The sequence below is a fragment of the Collinsella sp. wc0529 genome, from assembly GCF_046116875.1.
Lineage (GTDB): Bacteria > Actinomycetota > Coriobacteriia > Coriobacteriales > Coriobacteriaceae > Collinsella.
Map to the genome: position 1 here is coordinate 116,267 of NZ_JBJXBO010000001.1, position 18,007 is coordinate 134,273.

Genomic DNA, 18,007 nt, shown 5'->3' on the forward strand with positions numbered 1-18,007 from the left:
GCTGTCCCCTCTGACATAAACGATAGGTGAACGTTACCCCTAGTGTAACGCGAACGGCAGACTTTTAGCGGCAAACGGCGGTGAGACCCGCGGCGATGCGATGCGCCAGGCGCTCATAGCCGGCAGGACTGTAATGCAGACCGTCCGGCATATAGAGCTCGCGGTGCTCCGGCAAAAACGGGCTGATACCGCTTTGCGCATACAGGTCAATCACCGGCACGGAGTAGCGGTCGCAGACCTCGAGCATCGCTCGCACGTAGGCGACCTGCGTCAACCCCAGGTGGTTGAGCTCGTCGCTTGCCGGGATATCCTTCTCGTGCTTACCACTCGTCTTGCACGGCGTCATAAACACGAGCTTTGCCTGAGGTGAGCGCGCCGTGATGGTTCGGATCAGATAGTCGACCGCACCATAGAACTCATGCGCATCGGTGCTGCCCAACTCGCCAAGCGGCACGTTGCGGCTAAAGTCGTTAACGCCGCCAAAGACAACATAGACATCGGCCGCATCGTCGATGCCGTCCAAGCGCTCGACAAATGAATCGGTACGGTCGGCCTTGATGGCGATACGCGAACCCTTGATGCCAAAGTTCTCGACGACTGCACCTCCCAGCAACGCGCCCAGATGCGAAGTCCAAGAGATGTCGTTGCCGCCTGCGCCGCATCCGTTATCCCCCCATGTGGTCGAATCGCCAAAGCAGCAAATGGTCGATTCACTCAAACTCTTCGTTTCCATAATCTTCTCCTCATCCGCCCATCGGCGGTCATACAGGAACGTACCGTTTATTCGCAGCATGCCGAGGGGCTATGCACGGGCGCATTCCGCAACGTGCGAATCGAGCCATTCGATATCCTCGGCAAGATGTGTCACGCCCAGATGGTGTTCACCCGGACATACCTCGTGCCGCAGGCCATCTCTGCGACCCAGCAACTTGTAGGCATCGCGCACGATCTCGAGCTGCTCGTCAACATTTTTCAGCCCGCGCGAACCGTTCAGATGATCCTCTTCGCAGCTTTGCACCAGCAGCGGATGCGGCGCGATGAGCGAGGCAATATCGCCCATGTCGAGTAAGCGCCAAAGTCCGGGTGTGTAGTTGCAGCTGCAATTGCCATTGAGATGCAGCAGCGAATCGTCGACACCGTACAGATAGCCCGAGACAAACGCCTTGCGCACACGCGGGTCGAGTGCGGCCAGGTACAACGTCATGTAGCCGCCACCCGAAAAACCAAAGCAACCCAGGTCATCCATGGCAATGTCGCCGCGCGCCTCCAAGTAATCGATCAAGCGCATGTTGTCCCAGACGTTGAGGCCCGCGACCGTAAGACCCAGTGGCTCGGCCATACGTGCTTGATTCAGACACGTACCGCGCAGGTAGCTGTTCTCGTCATCGCCCTGACCCTTCCAGTCACGACGGTATCCCCAACCGCGCGCATCAGGGCAGACGGTCACGTAACCCATGCGTGCCAAACGCAGACCGTAGTCGTAATTGAACTTACGCACGGCATCATCGACAGCCGGCACGCCCGCAACACCGGCTACGCTTGCAGCACCCGCTCCCTGATGGCCATGCGGGCAGATATAGCAGCGTTTGAGTCCCCGCTCATCAAGCTTAGGACGAGACGGTTCCAACAGGTAGAACGGCATCCAAACATCGCGCTCGACCTGCAACATCGCATGGGTGCGCACGATGCCGCCGGCAACCCGCACGCGGCTGAGCTCACGAATCTCAATCGGGACGCGGTCCATAAGCGAAAGGCCCAAAACATCGTACAGACGAGTCCTGGTCGCAATCTTCCATGCCTCAAAATCCGCAGGAGTCTTGCCCGTAAAAGCAGCCGAACGCCCCTCGCGCTTCAGCCGGGCACGCAGCGCAGGTTCGTCTTCGCAGTACGTCTCGATGTGCACGGTGCGGCCGTTGGCAGACAGTTCAGCCGTCTCAACCGCATCACCGTCGCCGCCCTCGGGATCCCAGCCATCCCCACCGGCAAGCACCTGCTCGCGAGCGTACCCGGCGGCAGCCATCACATCGAGTTCATTCGCCCACGGCACCCAGCCGGTAGTATCACCCGCCGGCCCATGCAGAATCGCGCCAGCATACTGCACGCAGTTGTGTGCCGCCGGCTTATTCCAATCCCACCAGCCTTCGCGCTTGATATGTCGCCCCAGCCAGCAATCGATCAGCACAGTTTGCGCCCATTCGCGCCAAGGACGACCCAGGTAGACCGAATCCGGCGCCACGCCATCCGGAGCTGTAAACGAACAGCCGTGGAACACAAAGCCGTGCGGCTCGCCTTCGGGCGTCGACGCCGCCGTCACGTAGCCGTTCACGTCCATATCGCGGTTGAGCGAGCGAATCTCGCACCCCTCAAAGTAGGCACGCGCGCCGCCAAAGATAAAGTCGACATCGCCCTCGATCCGGCAACGTCGAAAATACTGGCGCCCCACCCGGCGCGGCGCATACTGTTTGGGTCCTATAAACCCGCCCGGTTTGGCCTCATGCGGCGGCAGCGGACCCAAAAACAGCGTGTCTTGGTGTCCCTTAATGCAGCAGGCATCGACAACCAGACGGTCGCCATCAGCATACAGGGCAATCGCTTGACCGACCTCGCGCCCATCGCCCGCATCGTTGACGATCGTAAGGTTCTCGAGCCGCACGTCATCGGCATCGACCAAAACGGTATAGGTCCTAAAGGTGCCGAGCGTGCCGTCGACGCCCGAGCCGTCCCCCGAGGGCATCTTGGCACCCAGGCTGCCCACGATACGCACGCTGTCAGCCGTCTCGCCCACCAGCGTCACATACGGTCGATGAATCTCGACCCGCTCGCGATACTCGCCCGGATCGACGCGAATCATCACCGGTTGCTCGGCATCCGGATAGAGCTGATCGGCTGCCGCCAAGGCATCGGAAATCGTTGAATACGCTCCTGCCGCAGCCCTCGAAACGCGCAGCTTATAGATACTTTCGCTCATCGTCCATCACGCTCCCAGGCAGCGAACTGCTCGGGCCAGCCCTGAACCTGTGGCTGAATATGCTCGGCGCAGACCTTAAATGCCGTTTGGGCCGTGGCGAGCGATGCCCCATGCTTTCCATGCGGAAAGACATGTAGGCTAAAGCCAATCCCGTGGTCGGCAAGAGCCTGCGCAAGAAGGAGGCTATTTTGAACTGGTACCGATGCATCCTCGGCGGTATGCCACAAGAACGTACGGGGGAAGCCCTCGCCCACCATATTCTCGATCGACAACTTTTGAGCCAAAGCGCCATCGGCACCCGTTAGGTGTTCAAACGAACCACGATGAGCATAGGCCCCCGAGCTTACGACCGGATAGCCCAAGCAAAGTGTGTCAGGCCGAATCGACTCAGGCGATGCCGCAATCGACTCTGCAAGCCAGGGTTGGTCCCAAAGCGCCCCGAGCAAGCCAACCAGATGCCCACCGGCCGAAAAACCCATGACCGTAATCCGATCAGGATCGACACAGTACTCTGCCGCATGGCCTCGGACGGTATCGACCGCCCGCGCGAGTTCTTGCAATGCCAGCGGATAGACAGCCGGAGCAACCGAGTAGTTCAGCACAAACGCTTGGTAGCCCATCGCCAACAAACGGAGCGCTACCGGCTCGCCTTCGCGCGGCGAAACGTGATCGTAGCCGCCTCCTGGCACGACCACAACTGCAGGCAGCGGTTTTAAAGCATAAGCATCTTCGGTCGGGGCAAAAACATAAGACGCAATCGTGGCAGACGAGCCATCGACCCCGACAGGAATCGTTTTATTGAGCATGTATTCCCTTTCACCATGATGCGTAGCGCAGCGCACACGGCCGTATCGCATAAGGGCTGCATTGCCGATCTATCCGACAATGCAGCCCTGGTCATCAATCCGGGTTAGGAACGGACGGCTTTGTCGACGTTCTGGAGCTGCAGTTCCTCGCCGTCCTGGCCCTCGATCACCACATTTTGCAGGTCGAGTACCTTGACGTTTTGCGCGATGATGCCCTGGCGCACCATGGGCTCAACGCCGCAGGCCATGGCCGGGACAAAGGGCTCGGCATCCGGCGCGAAGGTCACGTGGACATCCTGGAACGTCAGGCGCGTCACTTTGCTCTCGGGCAGGCCCGTGATGTAAGCAGCGGCCGCGTGGCAGTTAGTAGCCTCGATATCACAAAACGTCGTGGCACCAAAGCCGGGTGTGCGGTCGTCGACGGGCAGCGCCTCGCGAGACTGTACGTAATCGGTCTTGCCGTCCTTGTCGCAGAAGTAGAACGAGTTGACCACGAAGGGCGTGAGCACCTCGTCCATGCGAATGTGCTCAAAGGTAATGCCCTCGTTGACGGCGTCCTTGCCGCGCCCGCGGCGGGTCTTGACGCGCAGGCCGCGGTCGGTGCGTTCAAAGAGGCACTTGCTCACGGTAAGGTCCTTGATGCCGCCGGCAGCCTCGGATCCCAGCACCACGGCACCATGGCCGTCGTGCATGTAGCAGTGAGAAATCAGCACGTCGTGCGTGGCGGGACGAAGCTCGGGCTCAATGCCCAGCTTGCCGCTCTTGATGGCGATGCAGTCGTCGCCCACCGAGAACTGACAACCAAGGATGCGAACAAAACCGCAGCTCTCGGGATCGAAGCCATCGGTGTTGTGGGAGTTCTTGGGGCCCTCGATGGACAGGCAGAGCGCATCGATGTGCTCGCACAGGATGGGGTGGATGTTCCACGCCGGGCTGTTGCGGACGGTGAAGCCGGCCAAGCTCACGTTTTGGCACTCGGACAGGAAAATCATGCGCGGGCGGGCGACCTCGCGGCCCTCCTCAGGACGGAAGATGTTCTTAAAGTCCTTGTTCCACCAGTTGTCCTCGGCAAAATCAGTCTGACCGTCGATCGCGCCGCGACCATAGATGCACACGTCGTGCACGCTCAGACCCGTAAAGGTAGAGCAGTAGGTCGAGAAGCTCTCGCCCTCCCAGCGGCCCAGGGGCAGCATATCGGTGCCAGCATACCCAGCACCCTCGTCGCCCGTGACCGTACCGGGGATGTAGGCAAGCGCCGCACGATCGTGGCGAGCCAGCAGCACCGCTCCCTCGGCGAGCTCGATGTTGATATTGCTCTTAAGGAAGAGGGACTTGATACGATAGCTGCCGGCGGGAATCAGCACGCGCCCGTCCTTGGGACAGGCCATGATGGCAGCCTGGATGTTGGTGGTGTCATCATGCTCGGCATCGCCCTTGGCGCCACAGTCGCGAACGTTGATGGTAAAAGGCTCAGCCGGCGTGGTGACACCTACGCTCAGCTCACGCTCGCCACAAACAAAACGAACCAGGTTGCGCTTGCCGGGGGTCAGGCCGTCGACATAGGTCTCGACCGTATTCGTGGTACCGACGGGCTCATCGTTGACAAAGATCTCCCACGTATCGGCACAGGTAAAGTAGCCACCGTCGTCGAGCTCAATAACGGCCGCGCGGGCGTTGCGCCAGATAACGTTCGTCTCCATGGGTCTCTCCCTCAAATGTAATCAGAAGTTCATACTACTCGTTTTTAAAAAAGGGCCGTGCCTGCCGGCGGAATTCCGGTGGCACGGCCCTGTGATTTGGACGATATGTCGGCCTTACTCGGCGGGGGTTACGCTACCGTCCTGGAAGCCAACGTTGTTGTGGGCAAAGCAGTCCTCGTACTTAAAGCCGGAGAGCTCCTCGCAAAGCGCCTTGACCTCGGGCTTGACGTCGGCCATCTTGCCGCCCTCCTTGACGCGGCGGATCTCGTCGCAAAGGACGTCGCACTGCTCCTTGTCGATCTTGATGCCGCGGGCAAGGACAGCCGCGAGCAGGAAGAAGCCGGCGCAGCCAATGAGCATGTAGCCGCAGATGTACAGAGGCACGGTGGCGGGCTGGGTCACGGCGTCGCTGTTACCGGCGGTCTGAATGAAGCCGGAGGCAGCGAGGACGATAGCCCAGGCGTTTACAGCGATAGCCTGAGCAATCTGCTGGCAGAGCTGCTGAGCGGAGCTGTAGATGCCCTCGCGACGACGCAGGGTGATGAGCTCATCGACATCGGGAATGTAGTTGAGCAGAACATCGGGCAGATACTGAAAGCCAACGTAGAAGAACTTCCAGATAGCGAAGATGATGGGGTAGGCGATCATAGCGATGGCGACCGTGGAGGTGCCGTTAATCTGACCAAAGGCGAAGTAGTTGTAGGCGATGATGCACGCAGCGCAACCGACGTTGGCCAGGTACCAAGACTTGTGGAAGCCCTTCTTGGCCATGAGGGCAACCCAGATGGCGGTGCAGACGATAGCGACGACCTTGCCGGGCATCTCCATCACGGACTCGTAGGACTTAGGAATCTGCAGGCAGTAGACGATGAAGAAGGACAGGCAGGCAGACCAGCAGGCAGCAGCGAGCTTCGTGGAGACCTGTGCGTACAGGACCTTGCGGAAGGACTTGTTGCGGAAGGTGGAGATTACGTCGATGAAGAACTTCTTGATACCCTCGCCGACGCTCTCGATCTTCTCCTGAGCGACCTCCTCGGGGGTGTGCTCCCACGTGGACAGGTACACACAAAGCAGCGAGATTGCCATGACCGAAGCGTTGATCGTAGCGATGATGAAGTAGCTGAACGGGTTGGTCTCGCCGAAGGTGCCAAAGCCGAAGCCCACAAGTGCAGCCATCAGGAAGCCGGCGGCGTTACCAAAGAGATGCTTGTAGCCGGTGAGGTACGTACGCTCCTTGAAGTCGTCGGTCATCTCGATGGTAAGCGGCGACAGGTTGGCGGTGCAGAACGTATACGCGACGTTGTAGATCAGGTACAGCACAAAGTAGTACGGGAAGCCAAACGGCGTAGCCACGAAGATGAGCGGCTCGGCGATCATCATCGGGATGGCCAGCAAGATCCAGAAACGACGACGACCAAAGATGCGGCCAATCTTGGTGGCATAGAAGTTATCGGCCACAAAGCCCATCAGCGGGCAAAGAATAGCGTTGACATAGATGGCAAACGAGCTGATCAGTGCAGCCTCGCCTGCGGACAGGCCACACTCCGTGGACAGGAACAGCACCATGTAGCTGTGCGTAAAGGTCAGGGCACCGGAATTGAGCATACCGCCCATACCAAAGCCCAAGCGCGTCCAGAATGTGATCTTGCGCTTTTTACCGATCTTGTTAGTCATCGAGCTCCCTCTCTTTTCTCGATTGTCTTGGAACAAGACATTGGAGTCCATACCGACGTCTGTCTGCATGCCGTTCAGGGTGAACGTTTAGCTAGATTATGCGCGATTGCTTATAATAGGTGAACGTTCACTTGTATATTATCCTTGAACGGTCGTTTTTTGCCGTTGAACGGACTTGAAAATGAAAAAATCCCTGCATTTTTGATTATTAAGTCGATTCAGCACCACGCAACCACTAGGTGAACGTTCATTGTTCTCTGGAGATGGGGGAGGTGCCGGGCGCCCTTCCCCAAAAAAGCCGTGCACGACAACGCAACGAGAAACGAAAAAACGACCCCGCCGAGAATGTCCTCAGCGGGGTCGTCCGGTCTTTGCAACAGCTTGCCCGATCACGCGCTCAACGTGTCATCGCTACAGGCAGACGCCGTCCTTCCAGATGCTGATCTCGTGACAGCCGCGACGCTCGGCGCTGGTAAGCTTGCCGCTCGCCGTGTCCAGCACCAGCTGATACAGATCGCCGGCAGCCTCATCGAGCGTACGCTCGCCCGTAGCCACCACACCGGCGTTAAAGTCCATCCAGTTGGCCTTGTGGTCGCACAGGCGCTGGTTGGTGAACACCTTGAGCGTAGGCGCCGGCGCACCAAACGGCGTGCCGCGGCCGGTCGAGAACAGGATCACGTGGCAGCCGGCAGCCGTCAGGGCCGTGGTGGATACCATGTCGTTGCCCGGACCGCACAACATGTTCAGACCATGCTTGGTAGCCTGACCGGCGTACGGCAGCACGTCGACGATGGGGGCAGATCCGCCCTTTTGCACGCAGCCGCAGCTCTTGTCCTCGAGCGTGGTAATACCGCCGTCCTTGTTGCCGGGGCTCGGGTTCTCATAGACGACCTCGCCGTGGCTGATAAAGTAGTCCTTAAAGCCGTTGAGCATGTCGGAGGCGGCGTTAAAGACGTCTTGGCTCTCGCAACGATCGAGCAGAATGCTCTCCGCGCCAAACATCTCGGGCACCTCGGTGAGCACCGAAGTGCCACCGCGGGCTACGACCATATCGCTCACGCGACCGATCGTGGGGTTGGCGGTAATGCCCGAAAGGCCGTCGGAGCCGCCGCACTTAAGTCCAATAACCAGCTCGGAGGCCAAAATGGGCTCGCGCTCGGCTTGCTTGGCGAGGTCTGCCAGCTCGGCCAGAATCTTGTGGCCCTCGATCTGCTCGTCGGCTACATCCTGGCAGGTGAGGAAGCGGACGCGCTCGTGATCGAAGTCACCGAGCTCGTCGAGCACCTGCTGGTGTGTGCAGTTCTCGCAACCAAGCGACAGGAACAGCACGCCCGCCGCATTAGGGTGACGCGAGAGCGCCACCAGCAGACGACGCGTCTGGGCATGGTCGGCGCCGGTCTGTGAGCAGCCGAAGGGATGCGGGAAGTAGTAGACGCCCTCGAGCGAGCCCTCGACCAGATCCTGAGCCTGCTCGCACATAGCACGCGCAACCTCGTTGACGCAGCCGACCGTGGGGATGATCCACAGCTCGTTGCGCGTCGCGGCGCGACCGTCGGCGCGGCGGAACCCCATAAAGGTCTCGGGCTCAACCGACTCAACGACCGGATACGTGGGGTTGTAGGTGTACTCGACCTCGCCCGAAAGGTTGGTCTTCACATTGTGCGTGTGGAGCCACTGACCGGGCTGGACATCGCCCGTCACGTGTCCGATAGGAAGGCCGTACTTAATGACGTCCTCGCCGGCGGCAATCGAGCGCACAGCCATCTTGTGGCCTTGCGGAATATCCTCCGCGGCCACGACCTCGCCCACCCCGGGAACCGCGACGGCGGTGCCCTTGGCAAGCGGCGACAGCGCGACGATCACGTTGTCGGCCGGATTGATCTGGATAGTGTTCATTGCAAATGGTCCTAACCCTACAGGTTGAGCAGAAGTCGAGACGCGGGCACGCCGTCCCGCGCCCGCGTCTGCGCCGGAAATTTACGCCTGAGCGTTGGCGAAGGCCTGCTTGGCACCCTCGGTGCGCACGACGGCGAGCGCACTGACGACAAACTCCTCAAGACCGGCGATCTGCGTAAGGTCCTCGCCCCACATCTGCTCGTTGGTGAGCACGTCGTGCACCAGCTGGGCATCGTCGGCGCCGGCATGGGCGGCGTAGAAGTCGAGCACGAAGGCGTCGTCCTGAGCGGTGTACTCGGTGCCGTCGGAGCGACGCAGGTGCAGGCCGTCGCCCTCGCGGGACACGAGCTCCTGCGTGTAGAAGGAGATGAGCGTAGCGAGGCTCGTCGCCAGGCACTTGGGCAGGTTGCCGGTCTCGGCAACGTAGTCCTTGAGCGTGGGCAGGTCGCGAGCGCGCCACTTAGCCGTGGAGTTGAGGCAGATGGAGAGCAGCGCATGATCAATAAACGGGTTGTCGAAGCGGTTTTCGACGGCGGCGGCAAAGGCCTTGCAGTCCTCGACATCCAAGTCGGCGGCAAGCGTCGGAATGACCTCGTCGTAGAGCATGGTGTTCATAAAGCCGCGAACGGTCTCGTCATGCATGCAGTCGCGCACGATATCAAAGCCGGCAACCCAGGAACCCGGAACGAAGGCGGTATGGGCACCGTTGAGGATGCGGACCTTGCGCTTTTTGTACGGGGTGACGTCGGGAGTCACAAAGACACCCGGAAGACCAGCCTTCACAAAGGGAAGCTTCTCGGCAAGCGACTCGTCGCCCTGGATGCCCCACATCTGGAAGGGCTCGCGCACGGCCAGGAAGGGATCCTCGTAGCCCAGACGCTCGGCCACCGCGGCGGCCTCGGATGCGTCGCGGATACGGCCCGGTACGATGGTGTCGACGAGCGTGGTGCAGACGGTGCAGTCGTTGGCCATCCACTGCGCAAACTCGTCCTCCCAGCCCCAGTCGCTCACATACTGGTTCATGATGCGCAGCAACTCCTCGCCGTTGTGATCGATGAGCTCGCAGGCGAGGACGATGACGCCCGGCTTACCGGCAGCCCAGCGGGTGTGGAGCACCTGGGCAAGCTTGGCGGGGAAGCTCGCGGGTGGCATGTCGTCGGCCTTGCAGGACGGGTCGTAGGCGATACCGGCCTCGGTGGTGTTGGAGACGATAATCTCCAGGTCGTCGGAGACGGCGACCTCCATCATGGCGCGGTAGTCGTCCTCGCGGTACGGGTTGATGCAGCGGCTGCAAGCGCTAATCACGCGGGACTCGTCGACCGTGTTGCCGTCCTCCTTGCCGCGCACCAGCACGGTATACAGGTCGTCCTGGGCATTGATACCGTCGGCAAAGCCAAAGGCGCCGCTGATGGGCTGGACCATGACGATCTTGCCATTCCAGCCGGTCGCCTCGTTACCCATGTCAAAGAAGCGGTCGACGAAGGCGCGCAGGAAATTGCCCTCGCCAAACTGCAGAACCTTCTCGGGAGCATCCTTGGGCAACAAATAGCCCTTGTAGCCGATCTTCTCGAGCGCATCGTAGCTGATGTTCTCCATCTATGTGTCTCCTTAGATGTCTGTTAGCGTGCAAGCAAAACGGGGCTCCGCGTGTGGCAACGGCGCCCAGGGTTCGATGTGATTCGATGCGGGCTTAGGCCTCGACGGTGTCCAGGTCAAAGCCAAAGTAGCGGACCGCATTGTTGTAGCTGATGTCGCGCACGATGGTGCCCAGCAGCTCCATGTCGGCCGGGTACTTGCCCTGCTCGACCCACTCGCCGATCACGCTGCACAGCACGCGACGGAAGTACTCGTGGCGCGGATAGGACAGGAAGGAACGGGAGTCGGTGAGCATGCCGACGAAGTTGCCCAGAACGCCCTCGTTGGCAAGGGCGGTGAGCTGCTCGCGCATGCCGACTTCGTTGTCGTTGAACCACCAGGCGGAACCGTTCTGGATCTTGCCGGCGGTCGGGGCCTCCTGGAAACAGCCCATGACGGTATCGATCATGGTGTTGTCGATGGGGTTCAGGCTGTACAGGATGGTCTTGGGCAGACCGCAGGTCTCCTGAATGGAGTTGAGGAAATCAGCGAGCTGGTCGGACGGCGTGTAATTGGAGATGCAGTCGTAGCCGGTATCGGGACCGAGCTTGGCAAACATGGCACGGTTGTTGTCGCGCTTGCAACCAAAGTGCAGCTGCATGGCCCAGCCAAGGCGCACATACTCGCCGGCGACAAACTGCATGAAGGCCGTCTTGTACTTGAGGACCTCGTCCTCGGTAAGCGGCTCGGCGGCAAGGCCCTTGGCAAAGATAGCCTCAATTTCCTCGGCGGTAGCCGGGGCGTACATAACGTAGTCGAGCGCGTGGTCGGAAGCGCGGCAGCCCAGCTCGTGGGCGACATCGTAGCGCTTGGAGATGGCAGCCTTCATGCCCTCAAAGTCGCTGACCTCAACGCCGGCAACCTCGGAAAGGTGCTTGCAGTAGTCGGCAAACTCCTGGCCGCGCTCGATGCGCAAAGCGGCATCGGGGCGCATGGCGGGAACGACCTGAACGTCAAAGCTGTCGTCGGCGGCAATCTTCTTGTGCCACCCAAAGCTGTCGGCGGGGTCGTCGGTAGTGCAGATCATGCGGACGTTGGACTGCTTGATCAGGTTGCGGCAGGTAAAGCTAGCCTCAGCGAGCTTGGCGTTGGCAAGGTCCCAGACCTCCTGGGCAGTCTTGCCGTTGAGGACGCCCTCGTAGCCAAAGTAGCGCTTAAGCTCCAGGTGGCTCCACTCAAAGACGGGGTTGCCAACGCAGCGACCCAGGGTCTCGGCCCACTTTTGGAACTTCTCGCGAGCAGGGGCGTCGCCAGTGATAAAACGCTCGTCGACGCCGTTGGCACGCATCAGGCGCCACTTGTAGTGGTCGCCGCCCAGCCAAACCTCGGTGATGTTCTCGAAACGCTTGTCCTCCCAAATCTCCTTAGGAGAAATGTGGCAGTGATAGTCGACGATGGGCATGCCCTCGGCAAAGTTGTGGAACAGCTCCTCGCCGGTCTTGGTGCTCAGCAGGAAATCCTGATCGTCCATAAAGTTTTTCATCAAACAGCCCCTTTGCTGGCAAGGCGGGCGCACGGCGCGCTCGTTATCCTTTAGGTGAACGTTCACTATACTAATCCATTGCACCTCAAAAGGTGAACGTTCACCTAACCACCACGGGGTGAACGGTAGATTTTGCCCGTTCAACGGTTGCTGGAGATGTGACTTGCATGTATTGCGGACTGGTTGGCGTCCCCGAACACCGAACTTGAGCGCTTTTGCTCAGGTGGGTCATGTCCCGACGTACATTTTTGGGAGTATTCAGCATTGGAGCGCGCCGTGCGCCATCCTCAGCGTCCTATTTGGAACGCAGATAGCGCCCGATCGGCATAAAAAGTGCCCCCGATGGCAAATTACGCCATCGGGGGCACTTAAAACAGTCGTTCTGCACCTCATTCAGGGCATGCCAATGCTGAATACTCCCAAAAATGCACGTCGCAAGAGGGGGTACCTGCTCAATCGGCTAAATACCCGCAAGTTCGCAGTAGCGGTCGACATTGCTGGCAAATACCATCTCGACGGCACCCTTCTGGACGGGCACCGTCGGGGTCCTTCCCCACAGCAGATAATCGCCCAGCGTCTTAGCGCCGCGATACGCCAGGCTCGTCGGGTCCTTATAGACAATATTGGTAAAGATACCGCGGCGCAAGGCCAGAGCACTTTCGGGAAACAGGTCGTTGCCGATCACCATGACCTGACCGGCCTTGCCGGTCGAGACGAGCGCGTCGGCAACCACTTCGGAACCAACGGCAAAAACGCTACAGATAAGTTCGGGGGCGTCCGGCGCACTCAAGCGCTTTTCGAGCTCATGCTCGAGTTGTTTGACTTGCGCATGGGCACCTGCAAGATCCTCAACCTGCCATGGAATATCACGTTCGCGCAGGTAATTGTGGAAGGCGCGGGCGGTTAGATAGTGCGAATCGGTATATGGGTCGCCTGTCAAAAGGAGCACGCGGGCGTCGGCCCCAGAAGCATGGACCAGGTTTGCCGCCTGCTCGGCCATAAGGCTGCCTGCCGTCGAATAATCGGCCAAGCTCGCACCCAAACGATTCAAATGCGGACGGTCGCCGTCGACAAGCTCAATCGTCACGCCCGCCTCGGCGATCTGCCCCAAAAGCTCAGTCGCACGATCGTCGCCCGGCGCATAGGCGAGCAAGCCATCAATCTTCTCGCCCACCTGCAGACGCTCGTCGATTTGCTCGAGTGCATCAGCGTAGCCGCCCACGCCAAATTCAACGCGCTCAACCGTAATGCCCCGGTCGATGACCTCCTGTTCAAAGCGATTGCAGCCTTCCCACAGGTAACGGAAAAAGTACGCTCCCTCGCGCGATGCGCGGGGCAGGCAAAACACCAGATTGATATCCTTGCGGCGCAGGCTTGAGGCACTTGTGTTGCGGTGATAGCCCATGGCCTCGGCCTTAGCGTTCACCTTGGCGCGCACGGATTCGCTCACGCCGGCCTTTCCCGTCAGGGCCTTGTGCACGGTATTGATGGAAACGCCAAGCTCGGCGGCTATGTCCTTCATGGTTACGCGAGCGCTCATGCGGTTACTCCGTTATAGATAAGTTGCCAATTAATAGTCCAGTTAACGATACCCCAAAAATACTCTTCGACTCGCCGTGCTCTCCCTCAAATGCACAAAGCGCCCCGCGAACGGATGCTCGCGAGGCGCTTGGATGTCTAGACCTTATTTGATACCGCGGCCCAAGTCTTCGGCGATTTTGTCTACGCCCTTAAGTGCAGCGCACGTCTTTTTGTTGGAGCAATGCCCCGTGCAAACGCCACCCTGAGCGCAATCGGCGCAGGTGCCCTTGCGGTAGATGCGCACGCACACGGCGACAAACGCAATACCGATAACAGCCAGTACAACAATATCGATAGGTGCCATAGCAAGCCTCCTCTAGTTAACCATCACTTACTTTACCCCATTCTCCACCTACCAAAAAGGGACAAGTTGAATTTGGTCAGTTTTATCTGCGGAAATGCCATATCTCTCCCACCAAAAAGCCCGAGTGTCGCTGGGACACCCGGGCTCGTGGAAAGGGGCTAATCCTTATTCGGACTTAAGCGGAAACTGCGGCGGAAGCAGCGTTGGTCTCGTCCTCGTCGGTCCATGCATGCTTGGGCATGGGACGGAAGATCTGGAAGAGCATCGCAACCAGCAGCACGATGGCCACAACCGTCCAGATACCAAACTGTCCAAGAACAAGCAGGTTGTAGAACTGGTTGATGAACAGGCCGATCACCCAAGCGAAGATGCACTCGTAACCGATGGCAATCGCGAACCACTTGCCGGAATCCATCTGGTTGCGGATGGCACCCATGGCAGCAAAGCACGGAGCGCACAGCAGGTTGAACGCGCCAAAGGCGACGCAAGCGCCCATGGTGGGGAACATGCCGGCAAACGCGGTCCACAGGCTCGGGTCGGTCTCGGCGGCATCAGCCACGGACAGCAGCGAGCCGGCGGTGGCGACGACGTTCTCCTTGGCGACAAGGCCCGAGACGGACAGCGCTGTTGCCTGCCAGGTGTTAAAGCCAAGCGGGGCGAAGATCCAGGAGACCAGGTTGCCGAGCATGGCAAGCACGGAGTAGTCCATGAACTCCTCGGAGATGCCGTCCATCGCGGGCAGGTAGCCAAAGGAACCGTTGTAGCTACCAAAGTTAGACAGGAACCAAACCACGACAGTGGACGCGAAGATGACCGTGCCGGCCTTCTTGATAAAGGCCCAGCAGCGCTCCCACACGTGCAGCGCCCAAGAGCGGATCGCCGGGAAGTGGTAGGCAGGAAGCTCCATAACGAACGGCGTCGGGCGACCGGCGAAGAGCTTGGTCTTTTTGAGCATGAGGCCCGAGGCGATGACGGCAAAGACGCCCAGGAAGTAGAAGAGCGGACTGATCCACGCGGCGGTGGTGGAAGAATCGCCGATGATGGAACCCATGAGCAGGGCGATGATCGGCAGCTTGGCGCCACAGGGGATGAACGTGGTGGTCATGACCGTCATGCGGCGGTCCTTCTCGTTCTCGATGGTCTTGGTGGCCATGACGCCGGGGACGCCGCAGCCCGAGGACACGAGCATGGGGATGAACGACTTACCGGACAGGCCAAAGCGGCGGAACACGCGGTCCATGATAAAGGCGACGCGGGCCATGTAGCCGCAGTCCTCCAGGAAGGACAGCATCACGAACAGCAGGAACATCTGCGGCACAAAGCCGAAGATGGCGCCCAGGCCGCCAACGATACCGTCGCAGACCAGCGAATCGACCAGGCCACCGTCCTCGGTGCCACCCGCCACGAGGGCGTCGTGCACCATGGTGGTGATACCCGGGACATAGGGGCCGTACTGTGCCGGGTCGACCGAGTCGGCGTCGTCACCCGCGGCCTCGACAGCCTCATCGTAAGCATCGCGGCCCTGACCGAGCACATACCAACCGTCGGTGCCAAAGAGCTGATCGTTGGTGAAGTCGGTCACCGTTCCGCCCAGGGTGGAAACGGCGATGTAGTACACGCAGAACATGATGACCACAAAGATCGGCAGGCCCAGGATACGGTTGGTAACCACACGGTCGATCTTCTCGGAGGTGCTCATCTTGGCCGGGGCCTTGGTGAGGCACTCGTCGATGATGTGTGCGATCACGCCGTAGCGCTCACCGGTGATGATGGACTCGGCGTCATCGTCGCAGTCCTGCTCGCACTGGGCGACCAGCTCCTCCACGCGAGCGGCCTTCTCCTTGGTGAGGTTGATGAGTTTGCAGGCGTCTGCATCACGCTCGAACAGCTTGACGGCGTAATAGCGACGCTTGTTGGCGGGAACGCTCGCCGGCAGGTTGTTCTCGATGTGATCCAGAACGTCCTCGATGGAGGAGTCGAACTTGTGCTCCGGCACCTGGCCCTTGGAAGCAGCGGACTTCTTGACCTGCTCGAACAGCTCCTTGATACCCTTGTTCTTAAGGGCCGAGATCATCATGACCGGGCAGCCGAGCTTCTTGGAGAGCTTATCCGTGTCGATCTTGTCGCCGTTCTTCTCGACCAAGTCGGCCATGTTGAGGGCAACGACCACGGGCAGGCCGGTCTCAATAACCTGAAGCGCCAGGTACAGGTTACGCTCGAGGTTGGTGGCATCGACAACCTGGACGACGACATCGGGCTCGCCACTCATGAGGTAATCGCGCGAGCATTGCTCCTCGGGGCTGTAGGGGGAAAGCGAGTAGATGCCAGGGAGGTCCGTGATGGTAACGTTCTTGTCGCTTAGGAGCTTGGCTTCCTTTTTCTCAACCGTGACGCCGGGCCAGTTGCCAACGTAGCCGTTGGCGCCGGTGATCAGGTTGAAAAGCGTGGTCTTGCCGCAGTTGGGGTTACCCGCCAGCGCGACATGGATCTGAGAATCCGCCATTCAATCCTTCTTCCTTGTGTGCCTGCGCTGCTTTCTCCGCGCAAGCTGGATGATGTGCTTCAAAGTTGCAGCATTAAGTTAGAAATACCTAACTTTATCTGCAGAAATACACGTCGCGAGCCCTTACTGGACCTCGACGACGGCCGCCTCCTCCTTGCGGATGGAAAGCTCGTAGCCGCGCACGTTGATCTCGACCGGATCACCGAGCGGTGCAACCTTCACGACCTTGAACGAAGTGCCCTTGATGAGCCCCAGGTCCATAAGGTGGCGGCGAAGCGCACCCTCACCGTGAAGCTTGACGATGGTGGAGCTCTCGCCCACCTTAACGTCACCCAACGTCTTCATTTACTTGTCCCCCTTTCAGTGCGTACAGAAATACCGTCGACTAACCAACGGTCATGATGTGCATGGCAACCTTGGAATCGATACCAAAGCGTGCGCCCAGCACCGTGACGATGATATTGGCGCCACTCGAGCTCACCACGTGAATTTCGCTGCCCTCGACAAAGCCGAGGTCCTTGAGGTGGTGCTTCATATCCTCATTGCCCTTTACACGAGACACGCGCACGGTTTCGCCCGCTTTTACCATCGAAAGCGGCATTGCCGGCATCTGCGGTCCGCAAGACATGAGTGGCTCCTAACGTCAGTTCGTCCTCAACATCGACGCGGTAAAAGTTAACCACGCCTATGTTCGCTTTAGTAAACTAACACGTGGTTAACTTTTTGGAAAGGGTCCCCATTCAGATTTCGAAAAAGTTTCCTATACGAAACAAAACGGCGCGGCAAAGAGCTGTCCTTTGCCGCGCCCTGTCATGCTTAGAGCGAGAGGTTTCTGATCGACGTAACGCAGGAAGCCTCGTCTACGCCCGAAACGCGAAAGATGATGTCCTCGCCGCACTCGCCGTAGAGAGCCATGAGGCCCATAACGTCGCGACCGTCGGTATGGCGGTCGCCGATGCTGACCGACACGTCGCTACGGTGCTTGGCAATGATGTCATAGAGCAGCGCAACCGGGCGGGCGTGTAGTCCCAACGGATCTTTAATCGTCTTTGTAAACTCGACCATGTCCCCTCCCACGACATCACACATTCGGCCGGCAAACCCAGCCACGTGGTAGTTATTGTAGCGTTAGATGCTTATCGAGGGCCCCTCCGGATACCCCATGGTCAAAAAGTGGCAAATATGAGTACTGTCACCAATTTAGTAGCAGCAAAATCGAAAGCTAGTTGCCTACTTTGAGCGATTCGAAGAGGTTGAAAGCCGTCAAACGCCCTTTAAAGGGGGTTTGATAAATTGATTTTGAGCCCATTTTTGCTCAGAACAGGCCGATAGATATGGCACTTATTTTGCAACAGTACTCATATTTGGCATTTTTTGCCCACGGGGTCCAAAGCCATGCCCCAAAACACAAAAGGAGGGGCCTCGTAAGGCCCCTCCTTAGGAAAGGGAATCGATTT

14 protein-coding genes are annotated in these 18,007 nt (G+C 59.3%); all 14 read right to left on the bottom strand.

From position 1 onward, the window contains the following. Positions 1-64: 64 nt before the first annotated feature. A complete protein-coding gene (locus ACKUTP_RS00485; protein WP_409063280.1) occupies positions 65-733 on the bottom strand; it encodes an SGNH/GDSL hydrolase family protein in 669 nt (222 codons plus the stop codon). A 69-nt stretch (positions 734-802) separates the two neighbouring features. Further along, positions 803-2,968 carry a pectinesterase family protein gene (locus tag ACKUTP_RS00490; protein WP_409063281.1) on the bottom strand — a complete coding sequence of 722 codons (2,166 nt, stop codon included), beginning with the start codon at positions 2,966-2,968 and terminating at the stop codon, positions 803-805. After that, complete coding sequence (locus tag ACKUTP_RS00495) at positions 2,965-3,774, bottom strand: alpha/beta hydrolase (protein ID WP_409063282.1); 810 nt, start codon at positions 3,772-3,774, stop codon at positions 2,965-2,967. Before ACKUTP_RS00495 ends, ACKUTP_RS00490 begins: the two co-directional genes overlap by 4 nt. A gap of 104 nt (positions 3,775-3,878) precedes the next feature. Next, positions 3,879-5,474, bottom strand: a complete 1,596-nt coding sequence (locus ACKUTP_RS00500; RefSeq protein WP_409063283.1) for a glycoside hydrolase family 28 protein — start codon at positions 5,472-5,474, stop codon at positions 3,879-3,881. A 114-nt stretch (positions 5,475-5,588) separates the two neighbouring features. Next, entirely contained in the window at positions 5,589-7,148 is a 1,560-nt protein-coding gene (locus ACKUTP_RS00505) for an MFS transporter (RefSeq protein ID WP_215693149.1), read from the bottom strand. A 411-nt stretch (positions 7,149-7,559) separates the two neighbouring features. Further along, positions 7,560-9,044 (bottom strand): UxaA family hydrolase, encoded by a 1,485-nt coding sequence (locus tag ACKUTP_RS00510; RefSeq protein ID WP_409063284.1) that lies wholly within the window; start codon positions 9,042-9,044, stop codon positions 7,560-7,562. An 81-nt stretch (positions 9,045-9,125) separates the two neighbouring features. Further along, complete coding sequence (locus ACKUTP_RS00515) at positions 9,126-10,640, bottom strand: tagaturonate reductase (protein WP_409063285.1); 1,515 nt, start codon at positions 10,638-10,640, stop codon at positions 9,126-9,128. Between the two features lie 94 nt (positions 10,641-10,734). Continuing rightward, positions 10,735-12,162 (bottom strand): glucuronate isomerase, encoded by a 1,428-nt coding sequence (gene uxaC, locus ACKUTP_RS00520; RefSeq protein ID WP_409063286.1) that lies wholly within the window; start codon positions 12,160-12,162, stop codon positions 10,735-10,737. A 460-nt stretch (positions 12,163-12,622) separates the two neighbouring features. After that, positions 12,623-13,702, bottom strand: coding sequence for a substrate-binding domain-containing protein (locus ACKUTP_RS00525; protein ID WP_055309672.1), 1,080 nt, complete (start codon positions 13,700-13,702; stop codon positions 12,623-12,625). Positions 13,703-13,846: 144 nt separating this feature from the next. Further along, on the bottom strand, positions 13,847-14,047 hold the full coding sequence (locus tag ACKUTP_RS00530) for a hypothetical protein (RefSeq protein WP_035136858.1): 201 nt from the start codon (positions 14,045-14,047) through the stop codon (positions 13,847-13,849). 175 nt (positions 14,048-14,222) lie between these two features. Continuing rightward, a complete protein-coding gene (locus tag ACKUTP_RS00535; RefSeq protein ID WP_409063287.1) occupies positions 14,223-16,550 on the bottom strand; it encodes a ferrous iron transporter B in 2,328 nt (775 codons plus the stop codon). A 123-nt stretch (positions 16,551-16,673) separates the two neighbouring features. Then, the gene (locus tag ACKUTP_RS00540) at positions 16,674-16,895 is read right to left on the bottom strand and encodes a FeoA family protein (protein ID WP_006234774.1); all 222 of its coding nucleotides are present in this window, start codon (positions 16,893-16,895) and stop codon (positions 16,674-16,676) included. 40 nt (positions 16,896-16,935) lie between these two features. Beyond that, on the bottom strand, positions 16,936-17,178 hold the full coding sequence (locus ACKUTP_RS00545) for a FeoA family protein (protein ID WP_040358815.1): 243 nt from the start codon (positions 17,176-17,178) through the stop codon (positions 16,936-16,938). A gap of 188 nt (positions 17,179-17,366) precedes the next feature. Further along, positions 17,367-17,615: an HPr family phosphocarrier protein gene (locus tag ACKUTP_RS00550; RefSeq protein ID WP_022094361.1), complete on the bottom strand. Its 249-nt coding sequence runs from the start codon at positions 17,613-17,615 to the stop codon at positions 17,367-17,369. Positions 17,616-18,007 lie beyond the last annotated feature (392 nt).

Coding starts and splice junctions, on each gene's coding strand:
- ACKUTP_RS00485 (WP_409063280.1), bottom strand. CDS start 733: ATGGAAACGAAGAGTTTGAGTGAATCGACCATTTGCTGCTTTGGCGAT.
- ACKUTP_RS00490 (WP_409063281.1), bottom strand. CDS start 2,968: ATGAGCGAAAGTATCTATAAGCTGCGCGTTTCGAGGGCTGCGGCAGGA.
- ACKUTP_RS00495 (WP_409063282.1), bottom strand. CDS start 3,774: ATGCTCAATAAAACGATTCCTGTCGGGGTCGATGGCTCGTCTGCCACG.
- ACKUTP_RS00500 (WP_409063283.1), bottom strand. CDS start 5,474: ATGGAGACGAACGTTATCTGGCGCAACGCCCGCGCGGCCGTTATTGAG.
- ACKUTP_RS00505 (WP_215693149.1), bottom strand. CDS start 7,148: ATGACTAACAAGATCGGTAAAAAGCGCAAGATCACATTCTGGACGCGC.
- ACKUTP_RS00510 (WP_409063284.1), bottom strand. CDS start 9,044: ATGAACACTATCCAGATCAATCCGGCCGACAACGTGATCGTCGCGCTG.
- ACKUTP_RS00515 (WP_409063285.1), bottom strand. CDS start 10,640: ATGGAGAACATCAGCTACGATGCGCTCGAGAAGATCGGCTACAAGGGC.
- uxaC (WP_409063286.1), bottom strand. CDS start 12,162: ATGAAAAACTTTATGGACGATCAGGATTTCCTGCTGAGCACCAAGACC.
- ACKUTP_RS00525 (WP_055309672.1), bottom strand. CDS start 13,702: ATGAGCGCTCGCGTAACCATGAAGGACATAGCCGCCGAGCTTGGCGTT.
- ACKUTP_RS00530 (WP_035136858.1), bottom strand. CDS start 14,047: ATGGCACCTATCGATATTGTTGTACTGGCTGTTATCGGTATTGCGTTT.
- ACKUTP_RS00535 (WP_409063287.1), bottom strand. CDS start 16,550: ATGGCGGATTCTCAGATCCATGTCGCGCTGGCGGGTAACCCCAACTGC.
- ACKUTP_RS00540 (WP_006234774.1), bottom strand. CDS start 16,895: ATGAAGACGTTGGGTGACGTTAAGGTGGGCGAGAGCTCCACCATCGTC.
- ACKUTP_RS00545 (WP_040358815.1), bottom strand. CDS start 17,178: ATGTCTTGCGGACCGCAGATGCCGGCAATGCCGCTTTCGATGGTAAAA.
- ACKUTP_RS00550 (WP_022094361.1), bottom strand. CDS start 17,615: ATGGTCGAGTTTACAAAGACGATTAAAGATCCGTTGGGACTACACGCC.